This is a genomic window from Streptomyces aurantiogriseus (assembly GCF_014649375.1).
In the GTDB taxonomy this organism is placed as follows: domain Bacteria; phylum Actinomycetota; class Actinomycetes; order Streptomycetales; family Streptomycetaceae; genus Streptomyces; species Streptomyces aurantiogriseus.
Genome location: NZ_BMSX01000036.1, coordinates 20094 through 42183 on the forward strand (window position 1 = coordinate 20094; position 22090 = coordinate 42183).

The 22090-nt window shown below is 71.0% G+C and carries 18 protein-coding genes; 7 read left to right on the forward strand and 11 right to left on the reverse strand.

What is annotated here, in order from left to right; genetic code table 11:
* Position 1: 1 nt before the first annotated feature.
* Positions 2–1441: a MocR-like pyridoxine biosynthesis transcription factor PdxR gene (pdxR, locus tag IE263_RS44015; protein ID WP_189943761.1), complete on the reverse strand. Its 1440-nt coding sequence runs from the start codon at positions 1439–1441 to the stop codon at positions 2–4.
* Positions 1442–1487: 46 nt separating this feature from the next.
* Between pdxR and IE263_RS44020 the strand changes: the two genes are divergently transcribed.
* Positions 1488–2681: an MFS transporter gene (locus IE263_RS44020; protein ID WP_189943762.1), complete on the forward strand. Its 1194-nt coding sequence runs from the start codon at positions 1488–1490 to the stop codon at positions 2679–2681.
* Positions 2682–2759: 78 nt separating this feature from the next.
* Here the strand turns inward: IE263_RS44020 and IE263_RS44025 are convergent, their stop codons facing one another.
* From IE263_RS44025 to IE263_RS44040, 4 genes are read right to left on the reverse strand one after another with little or no spacing between them, the layout of a single operon-like run.
* On the reverse strand, positions 2760–3962 hold the full coding sequence (locus tag IE263_RS44025) for a Gfo/Idh/MocA family protein (RefSeq protein ID WP_189943800.1): 1203 nt from the start codon (positions 3960–3962) through the stop codon (positions 2760–2762).
* Positions 3963–3976: 14 nt separating this feature from the next.
* Entirely contained in the window at positions 3977–5320 is a 1344-nt protein-coding gene (locus IE263_RS44030; protein WP_189943763.1) for an ABC transporter substrate-binding protein, read from the reverse strand.
* A 10-nt stretch (positions 5321–5330) separates the two neighbouring features.
* On the reverse strand, positions 5331–6260 hold the full coding sequence (locus IE263_RS44035) for a carbohydrate ABC transporter permease (protein WP_189943764.1): 930 nt from the start codon (positions 6258–6260) through the stop codon (positions 5331–5333).
* Positions 6261–6278: 18 nt separating this feature from the next.
* Positions 6279–7232 carry a carbohydrate ABC transporter permease gene (locus IE263_RS44040; RefSeq protein ID WP_189943765.1) on the reverse strand — a complete coding sequence of 318 codons (954 nt, stop codon included), beginning with the start codon at positions 7230–7232 and terminating at the stop codon, positions 6279–6281.
* Between the two features lie 165 nt (positions 7233–7397).
* Between IE263_RS44040 and IE263_RS44045 the strand changes: the two genes are divergently transcribed.
* A complete protein-coding gene (locus IE263_RS44045) occupies positions 7398–8558 on the forward strand; it encodes an ROK family transcriptional regulator (protein ID WP_189943766.1) in 1161 nt (386 codons plus the stop codon).
* A gap of 91 nt (positions 8559–8649) precedes the next feature.
* Here IE263_RS44045 and IE263_RS44050 read toward each other — a convergent pair whose 3' ends face one another.
* Positions 8650–10563: a protein-arginine deiminase domain-containing protein gene (locus tag IE263_RS44050; RefSeq protein WP_229911508.1), complete on the reverse strand. Its 1914-nt coding sequence runs from the start codon at positions 10561–10563 to the stop codon at positions 8650–8652.
* 176 nt (positions 10564–10739) lie between these two features.
* On the opposite strand from IE263_RS44050, the gene IE263_RS44055 reads away from it, so the two are divergent.
* Entirely contained in the window at positions 10740–12245 is a 1506-nt protein-coding gene (locus IE263_RS44055; protein ID WP_189943768.1) for a metallophosphoesterase family protein, read from the forward strand.
* Positions 12246–12313: 68 nt separating this feature from the next.
* Positions 12314–13351 carry an LLM class flavin-dependent oxidoreductase gene (locus IE263_RS44060; RefSeq protein WP_189943769.1) on the forward strand — a complete coding sequence of 346 codons (1038 nt, stop codon included), beginning with the start codon at positions 12314–12316 and terminating at the stop codon, positions 13349–13351.
* A gap of 144 nt (positions 13352–13495) precedes the next feature.
* On the opposite strand, the gene IE263_RS44065 is transcribed toward IE263_RS44060, so the two are convergent.
* A complete protein-coding gene (locus tag IE263_RS44065) occupies positions 13496–14470 on the reverse strand; it encodes a TauD/TfdA dioxygenase family protein (RefSeq protein ID WP_189943770.1) in 975 nt (324 codons plus the stop codon).
* Between the two features lie 131 nt (positions 14471–14601).
* Here IE263_RS44065 and IE263_RS44070 point away from each other — a divergent pair, with 131 nt between their 5' ends.
* Together IE263_RS44070 and IE263_RS44075 are read left to right on the forward strand one after the other, a co-directional pair.
* Entirely contained in the window at positions 14602–15432 is an 831-nt protein-coding gene (locus tag IE263_RS44070; RefSeq protein WP_189943771.1) for an aldo/keto reductase, read from the forward strand.
* Between the two features lie 96 nt (positions 15433–15528).
* Positions 15529–16110: a DNA polymerase ligase N-terminal domain-containing protein gene (locus tag IE263_RS44075; protein ID WP_189943772.1), complete on the forward strand. Its 582-nt coding sequence runs from the start codon at positions 15529–15531 to the stop codon at positions 16108–16110.
* 233 nt (positions 16111–16343) lie between these two features.
* On the opposite strand, the gene IE263_RS44080 is transcribed toward IE263_RS44075, so the two are convergent.
* From IE263_RS44080 to IE263_RS44095, 4 genes are all read right to left on the reverse strand, one after another.
* Complete coding sequence (locus IE263_RS44080; protein WP_189943801.1) at positions 16344–17129, reverse strand: sulfite exporter TauE/SafE family protein; 786 nt, start codon at positions 17127–17129, stop codon at positions 16344–16346.
* Positions 17130–17352: 223 nt separating this feature from the next.
* On the reverse strand, positions 17353–18351 hold the full coding sequence (gap, locus tag IE263_RS44085) for a type I glyceraldehyde-3-phosphate dehydrogenase (protein WP_189943773.1): 999 nt from the start codon (positions 18349–18351) through the stop codon (positions 17353–17355).
* Between the two features lie 107 nt (positions 18352–18458).
* Positions 18459–19415: a GlxA family transcriptional regulator gene (locus IE263_RS44090; protein WP_189943774.1), complete on the reverse strand. Its 957-nt coding sequence runs from the start codon at positions 19413–19415 to the stop codon at positions 18459–18461.
* A 249-nt stretch (positions 19416–19664) separates the two neighbouring features.
* Entirely contained in the window at positions 19665–20462 is a 798-nt protein-coding gene (locus IE263_RS44095; RefSeq protein ID WP_189943775.1) for a class I SAM-dependent methyltransferase, read from the reverse strand.
* 204 nt (positions 20463–20666) lie between these two features.
* On the opposite strand from IE263_RS44095, the gene IE263_RS49220 reads away from it, so the two are divergent.
* Positions 20667–22025, forward strand: a complete 1359-nt coding sequence (locus IE263_RS49220; RefSeq protein ID WP_229911509.1) for a hypothetical protein — start codon at positions 20667–20669, stop codon at positions 22023–22025.
* Positions 22026–22090: the final 65 nt, after the last annotated feature.

A 22090-nucleotide genomic window follows, 5' to 3' on the forward strand; every position in this document is an offset into this window, starting at 1 on the left:
GTCACATGTCACGCCCATGGCCGTGCGGTCCGCCGCCGTCACCGCGGAGCAGGTCGCCCACCACCGCGATGCCGGCGGTCAGGGCGTCGTCGCTCACATTGCCGAACCCCAGCACCAGTTGCGCCGGCGCGGCCGCCCGCGACGTACGGCACGCACTCATGCCGTACAGGCCGACGGCCCGCTCCCGCGCCGCGGCGACGACGGCCCGCTCGTCCGCAGCCGGGCCGAGGTGCGCGACCGCGTGGAAGCCCGCCGCCAGCCCGGTCACCACGACCCGCGGAGCGTGTTCGGCGAGCGCGGCCACCAGGGCGCTGCGCCGGGCCGCGTACCGCGCGCGCATCCGGCGCAGGTGCCGGTCGTAGCGCCCGGACTCGATCAGTGTCGCCAAGGCGAGCTGGTCCAGCGTCGGGGAGCCGCGGTCGCTGAGGTGCTTGTGCACCGTGACGAGCGCGCGGATGCCCGGCGGGCACAGCAGCCAGCCGATCCGCAGCGCCGGCGCGAGGGACTTGCTGACCGTTCCGGCCGCGATCACCCGATCCGGGGCGAGGCCCTGGAGGGTGCCGACCGGATCCCGGTCGTAGCGGAACTCCGCGTCGTAGTCGTCCTCGATGATCACGGCGTCCCGGCGCACCGCCCAGTCGATCAGGGCCAGCCGTCGCCGGGGAGCCAGTACGACCCCGGTCGGCCACTGGTGTGCCGGGGTGACGATCACGACCCGGGCGTCGGTCGCGGCGAGCGCCTCGACGTCGATGCCTTGGTCGTCCACCGGCACGGGGACCGCCGCCATGCCCGCCCATGCCGCGGCGGAGCGCGTCGTCGTGGGCGAGCCCGGATCCTCGTACGCCACTGTGCGTATCCCCGAGCGGGCCAACGCGTGCAGCGCCAGGCCGAGGCCCTGCGCGTATCCGGAGCAGATCACCATCTGTTCCGGGTCCGCCACACAGGCCCGTACCCGCCGCAGATAGCCCGCCAGGACCTCGCGCAGCGCCGCGCTGCCCCGGGCGTCGCCGTAGGAGAACGCCGAGGCCGGAGTGACCCGGGCGGCCTCACGCATGGCCCACAGCCAGTCGGTCACGGGGAAGGAACGCAGGTCGGGAACGCCCGACTGGAAATCCGCCAGCAGCTCCGGCTCCGCCGCACGGCGCTTCGCGGGGTCCTGCGGTAGGTGCGTGCCCGAGGCGACATAGGTCCCCGCCCCGGGACGGGACACCAGGTAACCCTCGGCGTGGAGTTGCTCGTAGCACTCCTGCACCAGCCCCCGGGACAGGCCGAGTTGGCGGGCGAGTGTGCGGGATGACGGCAGTCGTTCGCCGCTGCGCAGCCGGCCTCCCCTGATCGCGTCCCGCAGCCGGCGCTCCACCTGGGTACGGAGCGGCTCACCGCTCTCCCGGTCGATCACCAGCAACAAGTCCGGCGAAGAACCGGCCCACTCAAGAGGCATGGAATTGGATCTTACTGATGGGCCGTTCGGTTCATAGGTTCAGCGCATGACTTCGTCCGTCGATCCACCGAGCCAGGCCGCCGGCGTACGGCAGCGCCTGGTGACCCCCGCGCTGCTGATGCGCTTCGTCACGGCCGTCGGTGCCTCGTCGAGCTTCTTCCTGCTGTTGTCGGTCGTCCCGATGTACGCGCAGGGCGTCCCGGGCCGGGGCAGCGACGAGGCGGGCCTGGTCACCGGTGCGCTGATGCTGGCGACGGTCGTCGGCGAGCTGATGACCCCCTGGCTGACCGCCCGGTGCGGCTATCGCGTGGTCCTGGGGGCGGGGTTGTTGCTGCTGGGCGCTCCGGCGCTGGTCCTGACCCTCTCGCAGGACATGACGTGGATCGTGGCGGTGTGTCTCGTCCGCGGTCTCGGCTTCGCGCTCACGGTGGTCGCGGGCGGTGCGCTGACGGTGTCGCTGATCCCGCTCGAACGCCGCGGTGAGGGGCTGGCCCTGGCGGGCGTCGTGGTCGGTGTGCCGTCGCTCGTGGGCCTGCCGCTCGGGACCTGGCTGGCCTCGCACACGGGGTACGGGCCGGTCTGCACGGCGGCGGCCCTGCTCGCCCTGATCTCCATCGCCGCTGTACCGGGACTCCCCGGCCGGGAGGTTGCGCCGGGCAAGCCGATCGGCGTCCTGGCGGGGGGCCGTTCGCCCGCGCTCGCACGTCCCGCGGCCGTCTTCGCGGTGACGGCGCTGGGTGCGGGGATCATCGTCACGTTCCTGCCCCTTGCCGTGGCCGCGCAGTACTCCGGACTCGTCGCCGCGGCCCTGTTCGTCCAGCCTGCCGCCTCGGCCGTGGCCCGCTGGTTCGCCGGCCGGCACGGCGACCGGCACGGGGCCGACAGGCTGATCGTGCCCGGGCTGCTCGCCTCGGCCGCCGGGATCCTCGTCACCGCCCTCACGGATGTCCCCGTCGCGGTCATCGTGGGTGTGGCCGTGTTCGGGATCGGGTTCGGCATCACCCAGAACGCGACCATCACGCTGATGTACTCCCGGGTGCCGGCCTCCGGGTACGGCACGGTCAGCGCGCTGTGGAACCTCGCCTACGACGCAGGCATGGGCATCGGCGCGGTCGGATTCGGGGCGATGGCCGCGCTGACCGGCTATCCCTGGGCGTTCGCCTTGACCGCGGCGCTGATGGTGACGGCTCTCGCTCCGGCGTGGTGGGACCGGGCGGCGGGGAGAGACGGGCGGAGTTGAGGCCTTGCAGGCCGGAACCACAACCCCCGTGGCCGTGTGGTCCAGCCGTCGGGCTGAACGGCTGGACCACACAAGGCCCTACGCCTCCGGCGCGTCCCCGAAGTCCGGGATCTCCAGCCGGGCCCCGCCCCTGAGGGCGGACTCGTGCGCGATGATGCCCGGCAGGGTGTAGCGGGCCGCCACCCAGGCGTTGACCGACGGCAGCGTCCGTGTGTTGACCGCGGTCACGAAGTCGTCGACCAGGAAGTGGTGGCTGCCCTCGTGGCCGTTGTGCAGGTTGTCGAACTCCCGCGGCAGGCGCGAGCGGTCGTGCACCAGGGCCGACCCGGACGTGAAGGCCGCCCGCAGATCCGGGGCGATGTGCTGCAGTGACGGGTCGTCAGGGGACATGGTGGGCTTGGGTTCGAGGAGTTCGCTGATGTCCTCCACCCCGTTCCTGTCCTGCCACAGGGCGACCGTCGCGAGCTGCTCCATGCTCGCCTCCGTACCGAAGAACCGGAAGCGTGACTCCCGGATGTGGGACGGGTAGCCCACGCGCCGGAACTCGTTCGTCCGGAACGAACCGCCGCCCGCCACCTCGAACAGCGCGGTGGCGTTGGAGAAGTCGTTGCCGAACTGGCTGACCTCCTTGTCGAAGACACCGTCGCCTCGCTCGTCGACGACCCCGATCGCGGACACACTGACCGCGTGCGTCTGCCAGGCGCCCAGCACCCCGCCCACCGAGTGCGTCGGATACAGCAGCGGGGGGTAGCTGGCGGTAGCCCTCCAGTTCTCGCCGCCGCTGTACTGGTAGGCCTCGTAGAAGCCCAGGTCCATGTCGTGGACGTAGTCGCCCTCGGCGTAGAAGATCCGCCCGAAGGCACCCTCGGCGATCTGGTTGCGGGCGTGCACGGTCGCCGGGTTGTACTGACTGGTCTCGCCCATCATGTACGTCAGCCCGGTCGCCTTGACCGTGTCGATGACGGCCGCGATCTCCTCCGTGGTGATGGCCATGGGGACGGCGGAGTACACGTGCTTGCCCGCGTTCAGGCCCTGCACCACCAGGGGACCGTGCGTCCACCGCTGGGTGAAGATCGCGACCGCGTCGACGGCCGCCGACTCCAGCATCGCCTCGTACGAGGGGAAGGTGCCGGTCAGGCCTTCGGCGGCGGCGAGTTGCCCGGCCCGCTCCGGCAGGAGGTCGGTGACGTACACGTCGCTGACGCCGGGGTGGGCCAGGAACAGCTTCGCGAACTGGCCGGAGAACTGGCCGGCGCCGACGATGCCGAGGGAGAACGTCATGTAAGGCGTGCCCTTCACTGGTCGAGGATCAGGTTGATCTGGTCGTTGGTCTCGTCGAGGCTGCTCACCGGCTTGCCGTTGCCGTAGATGGCCTCCATCTCGGGCTGCATGAGCGCCGTCACGTCGGCCGCGTAGTTGGTGATCGGGTAGGAGAAGGTACGGAAGGCCTTCTTGTCGGCCACGGGGTCGGTGAAGGCCGAGACGTCGAGGTCCTTCTTCTTGTAGGCGGCGATGGCGGCCTCGGTGCCGGCCGGAGTGGCGGGGAAGACGACCCCGTACTCGCCGACGACGGTCTGGCACTTGTCGGAGGCCAGGTACTCCACCCACTTGCGGGCGCCCGCCTTGTTCTTGGAGGCCTTGGTGATGGAGTCGGCGAGGCCGTTCATCATCGTGGCGCGCTTGCCGGTCGGGCCGACCGGGGTGAGGGCGGACTTGATGTCCCTGCCCTTGAAGCCGGCGTAGGTGGAGATCATCCAGGCGCCGTCGAAGGCGGCGGCGGCCTTGCCCGCGGCGACCTGCGTGTTGGCCTGGTTGGACTGGACGTTGTAGTCGGAGAAGGGGGCCAGGTAGCCCTTCTTCGCCAGCCCGAAGTACCACTTGATCACGGACTGGAAGGTCTTGCTGCCGTACTGGTACTTCGTGCCCCAGCGCGCCTTCTCCGTGTAGTTCCATCCGGCGGAGGCGGTGAACATGCTCCACTGCGTCTGGCCGTCGCCGTAGCCTCCGCCGTTGCTGGCCAGCCCGTACACCTTGACGTGGTTCTTGTCGAAGCCCGGCTCGTCGCCCCGCTTGCCGTTCCGGTCGACGGTGAGGCGGGCGATGGCCTTCTCGAAGGTGCCGCCGTCCTCCGGGTTCCAGGAGAGGCTGTTCAGCTGCTCGGCGGTGAGACCGGCGGCCTTCGCCATCTTGTCGTTGTAGAAGAGCGCGACGGTGTCCCAGTCCTTGGGGGCGCCGTAGCGGTGGCCGTCCTGGCCGATCCAGTTCGCGGCGAGCCCCGGCTGGTAGGCGGACTCCTGGATGTCCAGGTCGTCGAGCGGCTCCAGCACCTTCAGATCGGCGAACTGGCCGAACTTCTGGATGTGGTCGGTGAACACGTCCGGCTGGGTGCCCGCGATGAAGCCCGCGGTCAGCTTGGTCCAGTAGTCGCTCCAGCCCAGCTGGGTGATCCTGACCTTCAGCCCCGGGTTCTCCTTCTCGAACCCCTTCGCGCAGGCCTGGTAGGCGGGCAGCTGGTTGGCGTCCCACAGCCAGTACGTCACCGTGTTCGCGGACGCCCCCGAGGAGCCGCCCTTCGCGCAGCCGGCCACCAGGGACAGGGTGAGCGCTCCGGCCAGCGCGGTCAGCGTACGAAGTCGCATCAGTGTTCCCTCACTTGATCCCGGTGAAGCCGATGGAGCTGACGATGCGGCGGGCGAAGCAGGCGAAGAGCACCAGCATCGGGAGCGCGGCGATCAGCGTCGCCGCGGTGAGCCCCGACCAGTCGACGCCGGTCGCCGGGGTCTGCGCCCGGAAGATCGCCAGCGCCACGGTCAGCACCCGCGAGCTGTCGCTGTAGGAGACCATCAGCGGCCAGAAGTAGTCGTTCCAGGAGGTGATGTACGTCAGCACGGACAGCGTGATGATCGGCGTCGACGCCATCGGCAGGATCACCCGGAAGAAGATCTTGACCTTTCCGGCGCCGTCGAGCAGTGCCGCCTCCTCGACCTCCCGGGGCACGTTCATGAAGAACTGCCGCAGGAAGAACACCGCGAACGGGGTCATGAAGAGGCTGGGCAGTGCGATCCCGAACAGCGTGTCCACCAGGTGCAGTTGCTTGATGAGCACGAAGTTCGGCAGCAGCGTGAAGATGGTCGGCACCATCAGCCCGGCCAGGAACAGGCCGAACACCTTGTCCCGGCCGCGCCAGCGCAACCGCGAGAAGGCGTACGCGGCCATCGCGGAGAAGAAGATCTGACAGCCGGTGATCAGCGTCGACACGATCACCGAGTTGAGCAGGTAGCGCCAGAAGTCGAGCCCGCCGCCCGCGCCGCCCTGCGCGATGGCCTCCTTCGCCGACTGCAGCCCGAGGGCCCGCTCGAAGCCGCTGCCGGTGAGGTCGGCCGGCAGCGGGTTGGTGGGGTCGGCGCCCAGGCCGGCGTTGGTGGAGAGCGCGGTGCGCAGGATCCAGTAGAACGGCAGCAGGGTGATGAGGACGATCAGGCCCATCACCGTCCAGGCGGCGGCCCGCCCGAGGGAGAACCTGCGCCGGACCGGGTGTACGGTCGGCGCCTTTGTCGGCGTAGCGGCCACAGCAGCCATGTCGGTGTCTCCCTTCCGTCAGCCGAGGTCGGTCTGGCCGGCCCGGGTGAGCCGGTACTGGAGGACGGTGATCGCGCTCAGTACGACCAGCAGGGCGACGGACATCGCGGAGGCGTAGCCGAACTGGAAGCGGCCGAAGGCGGAGCCGTAGATGTAGTACTGGAGCACGTTGGTCGCGTTCGCCGGACCGCCCGCGGTGGTCACCGCGACGGTGTCGAACACCTGGAACGACCCGATCACGGTCATGATCAGCACAACGGCGAGCACCGGCCGCAGCAGCGGCATGGTGATCCGCCAGAACATCCGCCACTCGCTCGCGCCGTCGACCTTGGCCGCCTCGTACATGTCGTTGGGGATCGCCTGGAGACCCGCGAAGAGGAGGAGGGCGGTGTAGCCGACGTGCCGCCAGACGTTGATCAGGGCGATGGTGGGGATCGCCCAGGTGTCGTCGGCGAGGAAGGGGATGCGGTCGAAGCCGAGGGCGCTGATGATCTCGTTGCCGATGCCGAGCTGGGTGTCGAGGATCCACAGCCAGACGAGACCGGCGACGACGTTCGACATCAGATACGGGGTGAGCACGATGCCCCGCAGCAGAGCCGACTGGGTCAGCCGCTGGAGGAGGACCGCGATGGCGAGCGCCGCGACCGTCTGGACGCCGATGTTGATGACGACATACTCGACGGTCACCGTCAACGAGCCCCAGAAGATCGGGTCGTTGACCATGCGGACGTAGTTGTCCAGGCCCACCCACTCGGCCGGGGTCAGCAGGTTGAAGCGGGTGAAGCTCAGATAGATGCCCCGCACCGTCGGCCAGAGCAGGAACACCAGAAAGCCCAGCATCGCCGGCGCGATGAACACAGCCGCGAGGGCGCCGTCACCCCGGGTGCGGGCCCTGGCCTTCTTGGCCGGTGCCACGGCCCCGGCATCGCTCAGAGGCAGGCGGGATGGTGGGCTGCTGGAGGCGACGGTCATCGGGGGGCTCCCTCATCGGCGGCTCGTCCTCAGACCACTTACTTTTGAGGCGGAATAATTGTGGCGTCAAGAGGCCTGCACACATCTTTTCGAACGAGCAGATCACGCCATAGAGTGGTGCCGTTAGTTCCATGTCGAAAGAAATCTTGGGGGAGTCCGAGCTTCATGACCACACGGACCGCCAGTTGGCTGCCGCTCAGCCCCGGGGAACGCGCGGTGGCTCTCGAGGTGCTCGTGCACGGCCCGCTGTCCCGCAGCGAGATCGCCCGGCGCCTCAGCCTCTCGGCGGGAAGCCTCACCAGGCTGACCAAGCCCCTGCTCGAGTCGGGCCTCCTCGTCGAGGTCCCCGAGGGCGCCGCGCTCGCCGAGGTCCGACAGGGCCGCCCGTCGCAGCCCCTCGACATCGTCGCCGAGTCCCGCTCCTTCGTGGGCTTCAAGATCACCGAGGACATGGTCTACGGCGTCGTCACCACCCTCCGGAGCGAGATCGTCACCCGGTACGACCGCCCGCTCACCACGCACGACCCGGACCGGGTCGCCGATCAGCTGGGCGAGATGACCGCCGAACTGGCCCGCGCGCACCCCGGGCTCGCGGGCATCGGCATCGGTGTGGGCGGCCTCGTCCAGGAGCGTGCCGTGGTCGGGGAGTCCCCCTTCCTGGAGTGGCGCGACGTGCGGCTGGCCGAACTCGTCGAGGAGCGCACCGGGTTGCCGGTGGTCGTCGAGAACGACGTCTCCGCCCTCGTCGAGGCCGAGACCTGGTTCGGCGCCGGCCGCGGCCTGGACCGCTTCGCCGTCCTCACCATCGGCGCGGGCATCGGCTACGGACTCGTCCTGGGCGGCACACGGGTGCCCTGCGCCGAGGAGGACCGCGGATTCGGCCGCCACTGGATCGTGAACCCCAACGGCCCGCTCACCCCCGAGGGCGCCCGCGGCAGCGCGGTCTCCCTGCTGACCATCCCCAGCATCCGCTACCAGGTCCAGGCCGCCACCGGCCGCGAGATGACGTACGAGGAGATCCTCGCCGGCGCCGCCGCGGGGGAACCCATGCCCGCCCGGGTCGTCGACGAGGCGGCGCGTGCCCTCGGCACACTGGTGGCGCAGATCTCCAACTTCGCCATGCCGCAGAAGATCCTGCTCGCCGGTGAAGGAGTCGGCCTGATGGAGGTGGCCGGAGCGACGGTGGAGGAGACCATCCGCGCGCACCGCCACCCGCTGGCCGCCCCGGTCCACCTGGAGACCAAGGTGTCGGACTTCCACGACTGGGCACGCGGCGCCGCGGTGCTGGCGATCCAGGTGCTGGTCCTGGGAACCGCGAAGGCGTAGCGGAGAGCGCCGCCCCGCGCCGGCAACGCGCACGGGAGCGCCCCCAGGTCGGTGACCTGGGGGCGGCCGGCTGCCGTCCGGGACGGTCCGGTTACGGCTTCCACCAGGCGGCGGAGGCGTCGCGCAGGGTGTTGGTGCCGCAGTGGATCTCGCCCATGCCGAGGTGGTACGTGTACCAGTCGTCGACGTACGACACCTTCAGGCCGGCGCGGGTGTACGCGGCGGTGACGGCCTCGGTGAAGATGTCCTTGCCGCCGATGACGGGACCCCACTGGCGCGGGGCGAGGTAGCGGTCGCGGGAGAGCAGGATGCCGTTGACGGCGCCGGGGACGTACGCGCTGGTCATGACAGTCCCGGGAGCCTGTGCGGCGAAGGGGGCGCCCGCAGTGGTCCGGTTGCCGTCACGGCCCAGGAGCCGCTGCTGGCCGTACTGCTCGGCGGCCTCCGGGTCGGCGCTGCCGCCGAGGCGGCGGAGCAGCGGCACGCGAGTGCCCTCGTCGCCCATCTCGGTGCCCCGGGTGTAGAGGGCGGGCACCCGGACGATCTCCTCGTCGGTGACGCCCGTCTCCCGCTTGAGGACCTCCAGGTTGGCCGCGATCTTCTCGGCGGCCATCGTGTTGTCGGACAGCAGGTACCGGGAGGCGAGCGCCTGGTCGACGGTCTCCCTGGGAGCACCCACACCGTCGAAGCCGGGCACGGAGAACATCTTCGTGGCGCCGTGACCGTCGCGCTGCGCGTCCTTCAGCAGCCGCACACCGGCCTCCGGGTCGGCGACGCCGATGCGCCAGCCGCGCGGGGTGTCGGCCGGCAGGAACTGGACGAACTCGTCGACATGGCCGACATGCAGCCACGAGGTGTCCAGCAGCAGCGGGTCCTGCAGCCCCTGGGACTTGAGCAGGGTGCGTATCTCCTGCGAGGGGCGTATCCCGCTGCCGTCCTTGCGCTCGCCCATGATGATCCGTCCGGCGGGAAACGCCCGGCCGTTGTGCGTGTAGGGCGGGATGGTCTCCAGGTTCCCGTAGGAGTTGAGGGTCTCCCAGCCCTGCATGTCCCGGCCCTTGGCCTGCACGACGCCGATGTCCGGGCCGCGCAGCTTCTCGTAGAGCTCCCGGCCCGCTTCCCGGTCCTGGGCGGAGCGCAGCATCACGCGCATCGTCCGCAGGCGTCCGTCCGGGCCGGTCATGGAGAGGTAGGCCGGTTCGACGAAGTCCTGGGCCCAGATGTCGCCGTACTTCTCGAAGGTCACCAGCGGCTTGGTGATGCCGGCCTGCCGGGCCTCCTTCTCCAGGGTGGTGACGAACGTCCGCTGGCGCTTGGCCCAGGGGTCGTTGCCACCGATCTTGGTGACCAGCAACTGCTGGGTGTTCTGCAGGGCGTGGTGGGTGAGCAGCGGGGCGGCCCGGAGAGTGACGGTGTCGGAGGCGGTGCCGGCGGAGGAGGTCACCTTGAGCCGGATGACCGCGCGACCGTCCCACTTGGCGCTGTCGCGGATCACGTCCTTGCCCTCGACGCCGAACTCGACGCCGGAGCGCAGCTCGGCCCGCGTCAGCCGAGTCTGCGAAGTGACGGGTGTCCAGGCACCTTTGCGGTTGACGAAGACCCTGGTCTGCGCGGCCCCCGTGGTCACCTCGACGCTGCCCTTGGCGTCGGAGGGCAGGTTCCTCATCGGCACCGAGCGGACCCGGGCCAGGTCCGCGGCGTCGGCCCGGCCGTTGACCTTCGTGTCCGAGGCGTCGTTGCAGGCGGCCAACTGGGCATCGGTGAGCGGGCGTCCGCCGGGCCCGGTGGTCGGGCACCGCTTGCTGTCGTCGTCGATGTTGGGCAGGAAGACCGCCCCCCGTCCGACGGACCAGGTGTCCTCGCCGGCCGTGTCGGTGCCACCGGTGAAGTCGACCCGGCCGTCGCGGTCGACGTCCGCCCTCAGGTCGACGCGGAGCGGCTCCTCCGCGTACGCCAGGACCGGGGGTGTCAGCACCGCTCCCGTCGCGGTGAGGGCGACTACCACCCGTCCAGCGTGTCTTTTACGCACATCGCGTCCTTTCGTTCCGTGCGGTGGTCCCCCGTTGAGGAGGAAGAGGCGGAACGGGCGCTGTGCGTTGGCTGTGGGAACGAAGTCGTTCGGCCGCCGCCGATCATCGGCCCGCGTCCGGGCGGTCCTGGATCGGTTGCTACGGTGCAGCGGTGTCTGACTCCTCACGTGACACCGCCGAGGGCGCCGGCTGGGGCGGCGCCGACCGAGGCGGGTACCGGCAGTTGATGCCCGGCAGGGTCCAGAAGATCTCGTGGCTGGATCCCAGGATGCTGTGGGCCGCGCGCAACGGTGTGCTGGCGTCCTGGTTCGGGGATCCCACGGGCCGTACGCGCGCCCGTTGGGTGGCGCAGCGGGCGGCGGCCGGGGCGCCCGCCGACAAGGTGATCCGGCGTTCGGACCCGGACCGCTTCTCCTTCATGGTCATCGGTGACACCGGGGAGGGCGACGATCCCCAGTACGCGGTGGTGCCGGGCTTTCTGAAGGTGGGTCAGGACACGCGGTTCGCCGTCCTGGCCAGTGACGTGATCTACCCCGTCGGCAGCGCGGACGACTATGACGGCAAGTTCTTCCGGCCGTACCAGGACTACCGGGCGCCGATCTACGCGATACCGGGGAACCACGACTGGTACGAGGATCTCGGCGGGTTCATGCGCGTCTTCTGCGACGATGCCCCGCCGCTGCCCGCCGAGCCCTCCCCGCGCCCTCTCACCCGTGCCTGGCTGCGCTCACTGCTGTGGCACCGGGCCCGCGCCGGTGACGGTCAACGCCTCGACGAGGCACGGACGTTGCGCTCCGCGCAGTCCCAGCAGGCCGTGCAGCCGGGCCCGTACTGGGCGATCGACTCCGGTCCGGTGCGGATCATCGGCATCGACACGGGCCTGCTGGGCACCCTGGACGCCGAACAGGGCGCTTGGCTGCGCGAGGTGTCGAAGGGGCCGCGCCCGAAGATCCTGATCACCGGCTCGCCGCTGTACGTGGACGGCGAGCACCACCCGTGTGCCATCGAGGGCGGCGGCACGGTCGACGAGATCGTGCGCGACCCGGAGCACCGGTATGTCGCGGCGATCGGCGGCGACATCCACAACTACCAGCGGTATCCGGTGCGTCTGGAGGACGGGCGCACCCTGCAATACGTCGTGTCGGGCGGCGGCGGGGCGTTCATGCACGCCACGCACACCATTGCGCGAGTCGACGTCGGCGGCGTGAGCGAGGCCGACTTCCGCTGCTATCCGCTGCGCGGCGACTCCCTCGCCTTCTACAGCCGGCTGTACGGCCGCCGGCTGCGGATGCGCCGTTTCTTCACACTCACCGAGGCCGAGGCCACGGCCGTGATCGCCGAGCGGCTGGGTATCCCGCCGACCCGGACGCCGGGCGGCGAGGTGCGGCTCACGCGGCGGATCCGGCTGGTCGCCAGTCTGCTCGGGGCCGGGCGCCGCCCCGACCGCACCGCACGCTTCCGCCTCCCCGTACGCAAGATCTACACGCAGCTGTTCTCGCCGAGTTCAGCGACCTACAGCCCGCCGTTCTTCAAGTGCTTCCTGCGCCTGGACGTGAGCCCGGAGCGTGTCCGGCTGCGCTGCTACGCGGCCACCGGCAACCGCGCGCAGGAACTGGACCCGCCGGTCGAGGACGAGGTCACCATCCCCCTGGTCTGACCGGCCCTGCGACAATCACGGCAGAACCGGTGTACGGCGGTGCGCGCCGTCGATCGTTGGAGGAGCCCATGCCGTCCGCCTCACGCCCGCTGCGCAAGCTGGGCTTCCTCACGATCGGTCTGTTCGACGGGGCCGATCCGCGCCGGGGACACGAGACCACGCTGGAGATCATCGAGCTGGGCGAGCGCCTCGGCTTCGACAGCGCGTGGGTGCGCCATCAGCATCTCCAGTACGGCATCTCCTCCCCCGTCGCCGTCCTGGCGGCGGCCTCGCAGCGCACGAGCCGTATCGAGCTGGGCACCGCGGTGATCCCGCTGGGCTGGGAGAACCCGCTGCGGCTGGCGGAGGATCTGGCGACGGTGGACATCCTGTCCGGTGGACGGCTCAACCCGGGGGTGAGCGTCGGCCCGCCCATGCACTACGACCAGGTCAAGCAGGCCCTCTACCCGGACACGGCCGAAGCCGAGGACTTCGGGTACGGGCGGGTGCGGCGGCTGCTGGACCTGGTGCGGGGTGAGCCGGCCACCGACTTCGGTGGCGTCGAGGGGTTCGAAGTGTTCTCAAACCGGGTGCAGCCGCATTCCCCGGGCCTGGGCAGCCGTATGTGGTACGGCGGGGGCAGCCTGAGCTCGGCGCGGTGGGCCGGCGAGCACGGCATGAACTTCCTCACCAGCAGCGTCGTCAAGGCCGAAGATCCGGACGCCGCCGGGGACTTCGCGGACATCCAGCTGTCCCACATCCGCGCCTTCCGCGCCGCCCATCCCGACGGGGAGGCTGCCCGCGTCTCCCAGGGCCTGGTCGTCATCCCGACCGACTCCGCCTCGCCCGAACAGCGCGCGAAGTACGAGGAGTTCGCCGCCGAGCGCCTGCCGCGGACACAGTCCCCGCAGGGTCCGGCGCGTCTGCTGTTCGCGCCGGACCTGGTCGGCACCTCGGACGAGATCGCCGAACGCCTGCACGCGCACGCCGCGTTCCGCGAGGTGGACGAGGTGGCGTTCGCGCTGCCGTTCACCTTCGAGCACGAGGACTACGTGCAGATACTCACCGACATGGCGACGAAGCTGGGGCCGGCGCTGGGTCGGCGGCCCGGAGCGGGAGACCGATGACCATGTCGCCGTCCGATCGGCAGGGCTGGAGTTTCGCGTGGTCCACGGAGCACGTGAGTTCGTCGTGTTCCTGCCGGAGGACGGGCGGCCGTTCGTGACCCGCGCTGAGCCCGCCTGACCGCTGCCGGTCGCGCCGGGGAGGCCTCACCAGCGCCCTGGCTCGGTCCCGGTCACCGGCTCCGACGGCTTGCCGTCCACGCCGACCGGCACCTCGCCCGCGAGCATCACCCGGTGCATGGTGCGGGGGAAGCCGAGGTGGGCGTTGTCGCTGGGGGCGAGGTGGATGGTGGCCCGGTTGTCCCAGAAGGCGATGCTGCCCGGCTCCCAGCGGAAGCGGACGGTGTACTCGGGCCGGGTGGCCTGGTCGAGGAGCATGTCCAGGATCGCCGCGCTCTCCGCGCGGGAGAGGTCGGTGATCTGCTCGACGTAGTAGCCGTTGACGTACAGCACACGCTCCCCCGTCTCCGGGTGGACGCGTACCAGCGGGTGCAGCGAGGCGACCTGATGGTCCAGCAGATGCCGGACGTACGCGTCGTCGCCCGGGCGCGGCTGGTAGCCGACGCCGAGTCGGTGCTCGGCCCGCAGTCCGTCCACGAAATCCCGTACGGGTGCGGAGAGTCCGGCGTAGGCGGCCGCCAGGTTGGACCAGGTGGTGTCGCCGCCGTAGGGCGGGACCGTCTCGGCGCGCAGAATGGTCGCGGCGGGTGGGTCGATGCGGGCGCCGTGGTCGCAGTGCCAGCCGCGCAGCAGGGTGTGGCGCCTGCGCTGGAGCCACTCGTCGTGGTCCATGCCGAACCGGCCGCCGAGTTCCAGCCGGTCGGCGGTGGTCTCGATCTCGGGGACGTCGCGCGGGGAGGCACTCCCCCGCTTGCGCAGCACGACCGGCTCGCCGAACCGCCGCGCGAACGCCACGTGTCCGGCGTGGTCGAGGCGCTGCCCGCGGAAGAACACCACCTTCCAGCGCAGCACCGCCGCCCGGATCGCGGCGACCTGGGCGTCGTCGAGGCCTTCGGCCAGGTCGACGCCCTCGATCTCGGCACCGATGTGACCGGCGACCGGCCTCACCTCCAGCCCGGCCGCCCGCGCGGCCTCGTCCGTGCTCCGGCTGTCCGTCGTCATGCGCGCTCCGATCGTCGTGGAGGTACGGCCCGTTGCCGCCCGCTGGCTTCCTCCCCCACCCTTCCGGTTGATCAATCCTCGTCCCGTCCTGGAGGCTGGAAAGGACGACACAGTCGAGGGAAGGTCCGACGGTGATCAACATCCCGGTGCACACGCTCAACGACGGAACGAAGCTCCCGGCCCTCGGTCTCGGCACCTGGCCGATGGACGACGCGCAGGCGGAGGCGGCGGTGACGGGGGCGCTCGCCCTGGGCTACCGCCTGATCGACACGGCGACGAACTACCGCAACGAGACGGGCGTGGGCCGCGGCGTGGCCCGCTCGGGCGTGCCGCGCGAGGAGATCGTGGTCACCACGAAGCTCCCCGGCCGCCACCACGGCTACGACGAGACCCTCGCCTCCTTCGAGGAGTCCCGCCGCCGCCTCGGCCTCGACCACGTGGACCTGTACCTGATCCACTGGCCGCTCCCCCGCGTCGACAAGTACGTCGGCTCCTGGCGCGCCATGATCAAGCTCCGCGAGGACGGCCTGGTCCGCTCGATCGGTGTCTCCAACTTCACCGCCGAGCACATCGAGCGCCTGGAGAAGGAGACCGGCGTCCTGCCCTCCGTCAACCAGATCGAGCTGCACCCCCTCTTCCCGCAGAACGACCTGCGGGCCTTCCACGAGGCCAAGGGCATCGTCACGGAGAGCTGGAGCCCGCTCGGCCGCGGCTCGGCCCTCCTGGAGGACCCGGCCGTCGTCACGATCGCCGAGGCCCACGGCGTGACCCCCGCCCAGGTCGTCCTGCGCTGGCACATCCAGCTCGGAGCACTCCCCATCCCGAAGTCGTCGAGTTCCGAGCGCCGGCGCGCCAATCTGGACGTCTTCGGCTTCGAGCTGGGCCCGGCACAGATGGGGGTGATCGCGGAGCGGGCGCACGAGCGGCTGGGCGGGGATCCGGAGGTGCACGAGGAGTTCTGAGGCGGCGCCGGGGGTCTCCGTGATCGTCTGCCGGCCCGCGGCCCGCGTTCCGCGCGCCGCGGGCCGGGTACCCGGAGTGCTCGGAAGGAGGGGCACATGGGTGAGCAGGAGCGGCTGCGGGACTATCGCGGCAAGCGCGACTTCCGTCGGACCGGGGAGCCGGCGGGAGAGCGGGCGGCGGGTGGTGAAGAGCCGCGGTTCGTCGTGCAGATTCATGATGCGAGCACGTTGCACTTCGACTTCCGGTTGCAGGTGGGCGACGTGCTGAAGTCGTGGTCGATTCCGAAGGGGCCCTCCGCGCGGCCGAAGGACAAGCGGCTGGCCGTCCCCACGGAGGACCATCCGCTGGAGTACGAGGAGTTCGAGGGGATCATCCCGGAGGGCGAGTACGGGGGCGGGACCGTCATCGTGTGGGACCACGGGACGTATGAGCCGCTGAGTCACGACGCGAAGGGGCGCGCCGTCGGGTTCGAGGAGTCACTCCGGCAGGGGCACGCGTCGTTCCGGCTGCACGGGTCGAAACTGCGCGGGACGTATGCCCTCACCCGGTTCCGCGGTGAGGACTCCTGGCTGCTGGTGAAGGCGGGCGGCGGGCGCGGGCACGGTACACCCGACCCGCGCCGGGCGCGTTCGGTGCGGACCGGGCGGACGCTCGCCCAGGTGGCCGCCGGGGAGTGAGCGGCGGTGACCGGGCTGCTCGCCTCACTGACCGGCGAGGAGCGCCGGCTGTGGCGGGACGCGCGGCCCGGGCGGGAGCCGGCGGCCCGGCCGATGCAGGCCACGCTGAGCGACCGGCGGGACTTCGCCGGCGGATGGGTCTTCGCGCGGACGTCATGGACGGGGTTTGTTGTCGTTCGTTGTCCCATGACGAACGCCCGATGAGGGCCCTACGGGTCCCCAACCGGCGCGGTTCAGGTCAGGGTCTGGGCGGCGTACAGGGCACCGAGGGCGGTGGCGAGGGTGCCGAGCAGGAGCCGTAGGGCGCGTTCGGGCAGGCGGGGTTGGAGGCGGGCGCCGAGGTAGCCGCCGAGCAGGCCGCCGGTGCCGCAGGCGAGGCCGAGCCACCAGTCGGGGGCGACGTCTCCGGTGCTCGCGAGTGCCAGCAGCGTGTAGGCGGCGGCGCCGGCGAGGGAGGTGGCGAAGGTGGCGGCGAGCGCGGCCGGGGCGACACGGGCGACGGGCAGACCGCGCCCGACGAGGACGGGGCCGAGCAGGGAGCCACCGCCGATGCCGTAGATGCCGCCGACGACGCCGACCGCCAGGGCGAGGCCGGTGAGGGTGCGTGGGGACAACTCGCCTGCGGGTGACCGGTGATGGCGGGCCGGGGTGAGGGCGCGCAGGGACAGCCACAGTCCGAGCGGGAGGAGCAGGGTGGCGATCAGGAGCCGGAAGACGTTTGGGCCGGGGAGGGCGAAGACGCGGACGGCGGCGCCGAGGACGACCCCGGGCAGTGTGCCCAGCACCAGCCGTCGGGCAAGGTCGCCGCGCAGGGCGCCGTCGTGGCGGTAGCGCCACAGGGCGCCGGGTCCGGCGACGACGTTGAACAGCAGGTTCGTCGGGGTGACCGCGGGGTTGGGCACGCCGAGGACACTCAGCTGGACCGGGAGCAGGAACACCGCGCCGGACACGCCGACCGGGGCGGTCACCATCGCGATCAGCAGCCCGGCGACCAGCCCTCCCGGCACCGTCCAGTCCACCGTCACCCCAGCCCGTCGTTCGCCCGGTCAGTATCAGCGCCCCGAAGGTCAGTGAGGTGACCTGCAATGAGATGTTCACGATCGGCTGGGCATGGGCGATGACCGGATCCCGTGACTGAACAACGTAGGGAGCGCTCTGGTTGCCCCACTGGCCAACCAGAGCGCCCGAAGGAAGTGCCGGCCGGCGCGGTCGCCGGAGGCGGGGTACCGCCCCGGCGTCCGGTCAGCGGGTGGCGAGGAACTCGAGCGTGTCGATCACGCGGTTCGAGAAACCCCACTCGTTGTCGTACCACGCGACCACCTTGACGTGGCGGCCGTCGACGCGGGTGAGGGCCGAGTCGAAGATCGACGAGGCGGGATTGCCCACGATGTCGGACGACACGAGCGGGTCCTCCGAGTACTCGAGGATGCCGGCGAGCGGCCCCTCCGCCGCGGCGCGGTACGCCGCCAGCACGTCGTCGCGCGTCACGTCGCGGGCGACGGTCGTGTTGAGTTCGACGATCGAGCCCACCGGCACCGGTACGCGGATCGAGTCGCCCGACAGCTTGCCGTCGAGGTTCGGCAGCACCAGGCCGATCGCCTTGGCGGCGCCGGTCGTGGTCGGCACGATGTTGACGCCGGCGGCCCGGGCGCGACGGGCGTCGCGGTGCGGACCGTCCTGCAGGTTCTGCTCCTGCGTGTAGGCGTGCACCGTCGTCATGAACCCGTGCTCGATACCGGCGAGTTCGTCGAGGACCGCGGCCAGCGGCGCGAGCGCGTTGGTGGTGCAGGAGGCGTTCGAGACGATCGTGTGCAGGTCCGGGTCGTAGGCATCGGTGTTGACCCCGAACGCGAGCGTGACGTCGGCGCCGTCCGACGGCGCGCTGACGAGTACCTTCTTCGCGCCCGCGTCGAGGTGGGCGCGGGCGGCCTTCGCCGAGGTGAAGCGGCCGGTGGCTTCCAGGACGATGTCGACGCCGAGTTCGGCCCACGGCAGCTGCGCCGGTTCGCGCTCGGCCAGCACCGTGATCCGACGGCCGTCGACGACGAGGGCGTCCCCGTCGACGGTCACCGGGCGCCCGAGCCGGCCGGCCGTGCTGTCGTAGGCGAGCAGCCGGGCGAGAGTGGCGGGCTCCGTCAGATCGTTGACGGCGACGATCTCGAGGGTGCTGTCGCGCTCCAGCAGTGCGCGCAGCACATTGCGTCCGATGCGGCCGAATCCGTTGATGGCGATGCGAGTCATGAGTGATGTCCCTTCCCTTCCACATCAGGCTCGCCCGCGGCTCGCGCCGCTGACAGTGGCGGGATCGCCACGGTTCAAAAGGATCCCGCCACGCCGTGCCGGGCGGGTTACTCGCCCCGGGTGAAGGTGCGCCGGTACTCGCTCGGTGTGGTGCCGAGGATGCGCTGGAAGTGCAGGCGCAGGTTCGCGCCGGTGCCGAGCCCGACGTCGGCGGCGATCTGCTCGACGCTGCGCTGCGAGCGCTCGAGCAGTTCGCGGGCCAGGTCGATGCGGGCGCGCATCACCCACTGCATCGGCGTGTAGCCGGTCTCCTCGACGAAGCGCCGGGAGAACGTGCGCGGCGAGACCCCCGCCTGCCGCGCCAGTATGTCGAGGGTGAGGGGCTCGCCGAGCCGGTGCAGCGCCCACTCGCGGGTGGCGCCGAAGCGCTCGCCGAGCGGCTCGGGGACGCTGCGCGGTACGTACTGGGCCTGACCGCCGCTGCGGTAGGGGGCCGCAACCAGACGCCGGGCCGCGTGGTTGGACGCGGCCACTCCGAGGTCGCCGCGCAGGATGTGCAGGCACAGGTCGATGCCGGAGGCGGCGCCGGCCGAGGTGAGCACGCTGCCCTCGTCGACGAACAGCACGTTCTCGTCGACCTGGACGAGCGGATGCCTGGCCACGAGTGCCCGCGTGTAGTGCCAGTGCGTCGTGGCGCGCCTGCCGTCGAGCAGGCCCGTGGCGGCGAGCGCGAAGGCGCCCGTCGAGATGGCGGCGAGCCGCGCGCCCCGGTCGTGGGCGGCGATCAGTGCCTCGACGACGGCCTGCGGCGGGTCGTCGCGGTCCGGGAACCGGTAGCCGGGGACGAAGACGATGTCGGCCCACGCAAGCGCGTCGAGGCCGTGGGCGACGTAGTAGGCGAGGCCATCGCCGCCGGTCACGAGACCGGGTGTCGCCCCGCACACCCGCACCTCGTACGGCATGCTCGCGCGGGTCGTGAAAACCTGCGCGGGAATTCCGACATCGAGCGGCTTCGCACCCTCGAGCACAAGGACGGCGACGCGATGCAGGCGGGAGGCTGGCACAGGAAGAGGTTACGTGGGGCGTGACTTCGAGACGCCCACTGCGCGGACCGGGCAGACGACACACGCGCCGGGCTGTCTTCCCCATTGCAGTCCCCCGCCCGTCCCACCCTTCGCCCGCCTCCAGCCGGTCCGGGTCGGGCGGCCTCGGCCGTTCGTCGGTGACGCTGCGCAGGGACTCGTCCACGATCGCGCGTCCCTCCTCGTCGACCTTGAGCCCGCTGCGTGGCCGCGCAGACCGAGTCGCGGCTGTCACGGACGCGGGGAACGGCTCACCCGGATCTTCGACTGGCCGTGCGGAAGCTGTTCCCAGTCCTCCATCAAGCGTGCGTACAGGCCGTGCTTGCGGGCGAGGGAGAGGAGGGTCTCGGTGCGGTAGTAGAAGTCCTCGCGCAGTACCTGGTGTTCGGTGCCCTCGGTGCGGTCGAAGGTGAAGTCGAAGAACCCCTTGTCGGTGAGGACGCGTCCGACGTGGGCGAGGCACTCCTCGATGACATGCGGCGGGGAGTGGGAGAAGACGCTGTGCGCGTGGACGACGTCGAAGTGGTCGCTGGGCAGGAAGTCCAGGGTGAGGTCGCCGGTGAGGGTCAGGTGCGGCAGTTTGTGCTGGAGCCGGCGCTCGGTGAGGGTCTGCTTGGCGGCGATGAGGATGTCGGGCGATATGTCGATGCCGTAGTAGTTGCCGGGGTCGAGGTGGTCGATGAAGCGCCAGCCGCCGCGCAGGTTGCCGCAGCCGATGTCGAGCATGCGGTGTTCGGGGCGCAGCCCGTGCTCGACGAGGTAGTCGAACTGCATCTGCCCGAGCGCCAGCCAGCGGTCGTGGTTGCGGCTGCCGACGGCGGCCTCCGGGTCGCGGCGGGTGTCCGAGGCCATCACGGCCCGGTAGTAGCCGACGTGGTCGGGGTGCCTGAACCTCAGCCAGGCGTCCCTCCCGGCGCGGCGGAGGTACGGGGCGACGCGGCCGGGATGGCGCAGGGCGTAGCCGACCTTGTGGGTGAGGGTGGAGCGGTTGCGCTCCTCCTTCTTCGAGGACTTCGTGTGCCGGACCATGGCGGTGACCTCCGTACGGGGACGATCCCCCGATGTGGGAGAAGCCTCTGACCGTCTCCCTCCCACGGCACCACTGCTCGCGCCCTCCCACCAGCCCACCGGCCCGTCCGGGTGGGACCGGCCGTGTGGCCGCGCCCTTCTTGCCGGAGCGAGCGGCGAAGGCCCCCGGGAGGACCGGGCGCAGGGGGCCACTACGTTGAGCACATGACGAGCCTCAACCATCCGCGACTGTCCGGCCTGGGGCGGAACCCGGCAGCTCCTCAGGATGTCCTGGTGCGCCTGGCCGCACACGCGGCCGGCCGGCACGGGATCCTGCGTCGCGGGCGGCTGGCGGACGCCGTTGTCGAGGTTCTGTTGACGCATGGCGACGACATCACGGCGGTGAGCCTTCGCGGGGACCGGATCTCCCCGGCGATGCGCCGCCGGATAGCCGAACATCCCGATCCGGCGATCCGCGATGCGTACGTGGACTTCGTCCGCTACACCGTGGACCGCGCGGTGACGATCGGCATCGACAGCCTGGAGGAGGCCTACGGTCAGCCTCGGAGGGTACTCGCCGGGTCGCCCGATCCGAGGCTGCGGGCCGCGGTCGCGCGCGCCTGGTACGACCGGCCGGTCGCGGTGCAGGTGGGACTGCTGACCGACTCGGATCCGTCGGTCCGTGCAGCCGCCACCGAGCACGCGCAACCGGGTGTCCCGCCGGAATGGAGGGACCGTTGTCTCGCCGACCCGGCCATGCGGGTCAACGTGGCGCGCTACGTCCCGCTCACGTCGGACCAGTTCGCACAGCTCATGCGCACCGAGGACGAGAAGGTCATCAAGGCTGTCGCCGGGAACCCGCACCTGTCCGCCGACATGGTCGCCCGCCTCCTGGACATCGACGACCCGGCCGTGCGCGTCGCGGTGGCGCAGAGCCGCCACGTCGACACCGAAACCCGGAACCGGCTGTACGCGCTGGTCGAAGCCGAACGCGCGGCCGGAAGCATCGCGGCCGATGTGGCGTTGAACTGGAACTTCGCCGAGCCCGGCTGGCTGCGTGAAGTGCCCCTCGACGAGCGATTGACCTACCTGGACTGCTCGTACCCGATATTTCGGCGCGTACTGGCCTCCTGCCCCGATCTGCCCGAGGAGGCATGGCGTCGGCTGGACGACGACCCGGAGCTCAGCGTCCGCTGCGCCGCCGCCCGCCGGCCGGACGCACCACCGGAAGTCCTGGAGCGGCTGGTACGCGCCCACGGCGACGTGTCCAACATCCGACCGCCGCTCGTCGAGCACCCCAACTTCCCCCGTCACACGCTGCCCACGTTCGTCGACGAACCGAGCCCGCACGTGCGCTACGTCGCCCTGCAGGACCCGGAACTGCCCGTGACAGCCCTGGAGCGACTCGCCGCCGCTGCGGAGCCCTTCCTGCGCGGTGGGGTCGCCCGTCACCCCAACATCACGGACGCACTGCTGGAGCAACTCCTGTCGGACCCGGCCCCCGAGGTCGCCGACGAGGCCGCTGCCAACCCCGCGCTGCGGCCCACCCGGATGTACCGAATTCTCACCGAGGCCGGCTTGTGACAGGCTCGGCGGATCCTGAATCTGGCCCCAACTCCCCTTCCTTGCCTCTAGGTTCAATGTGGCAC

Coding starts and splice junctions, on each gene's coding strand:
- pdxR (WP_189943761.1), bottom strand. CDS start 1,441: ATGCCTCTTGAGTGGGCCGGTTCTTCGCCGGACTTGTTGCTGGTGATC.
- IE263_RS44020 (WP_189943762.1), top strand. CDS start 1,488: ATGACTTCGTCCGTCGATCCACCGAGCCAGGCCGCCGGCGTACGGCAG.
- IE263_RS44025 (WP_189943800.1), bottom strand. CDS start 3,962: ATGACGTTCTCCCTCGGCATCGTCGGCGCCGGCCAGTTCTCCGGCCAG.
- IE263_RS44030 (WP_189943763.1), bottom strand. CDS start 5,320: ATGCGACTTCGTACGCTGACCGCGCTGGCCGGAGCGCTCACCCTGTCC.
- IE263_RS44035 (WP_189943764.1), bottom strand. CDS start 6,260: ATGGCTGCTGTGGCCGCTACGCCGACAAAGGCGCCGACCGTACACCCG.
- IE263_RS44040 (WP_189943765.1), bottom strand. CDS start 7,232: ATGACCGTCGCCTCCAGCAGCCCACCATCCCGCCTGCCTCTGAGCGAT.
- IE263_RS44045 (WP_189943766.1), top strand. CDS start 7,398: ATGACCACACGGACCGCCAGTTGGCTGCCGCTCAGCCCCGGGGAACGC.
- IE263_RS44060 (WP_189943769.1), top strand. CDS start 12,314: ATGCCGTCCGCCTCACGCCCGCTGCGCAAGCTGGGCTTCCTCACGATC.
- IE263_RS44065 (WP_189943770.1), bottom strand. CDS start 14,470: ATGACGACGGACAGCCGGAGCACGGACGAGGCCGCGCGGGCGGCCGGG.
- IE263_RS44075 (WP_189943772.1), top strand. CDS start 15,529: ATGGGTGAGCAGGAGCGGCTGCGGGACTATCGCGGCAAGCGCGACTTC.
- gap (WP_189943773.1), bottom strand. CDS start 18,351: ATGACTCGCATCGCCATCAACGGATTCGGCCGCATCGGACGCAATGTG.
- IE263_RS44095 (WP_189943775.1), bottom strand. CDS start 20,462: ATGGTCCGGCACACGAAGTCCTCGAAGAAGGAGGAGCGCAACCGCTCC.
- IE263_RS49220 (WP_229911509.1), top strand. CDS start 20,667: ATGACGAGCCTCAACCATCCGCGACTGTCCGGCCTGGGGCGGAACCCG.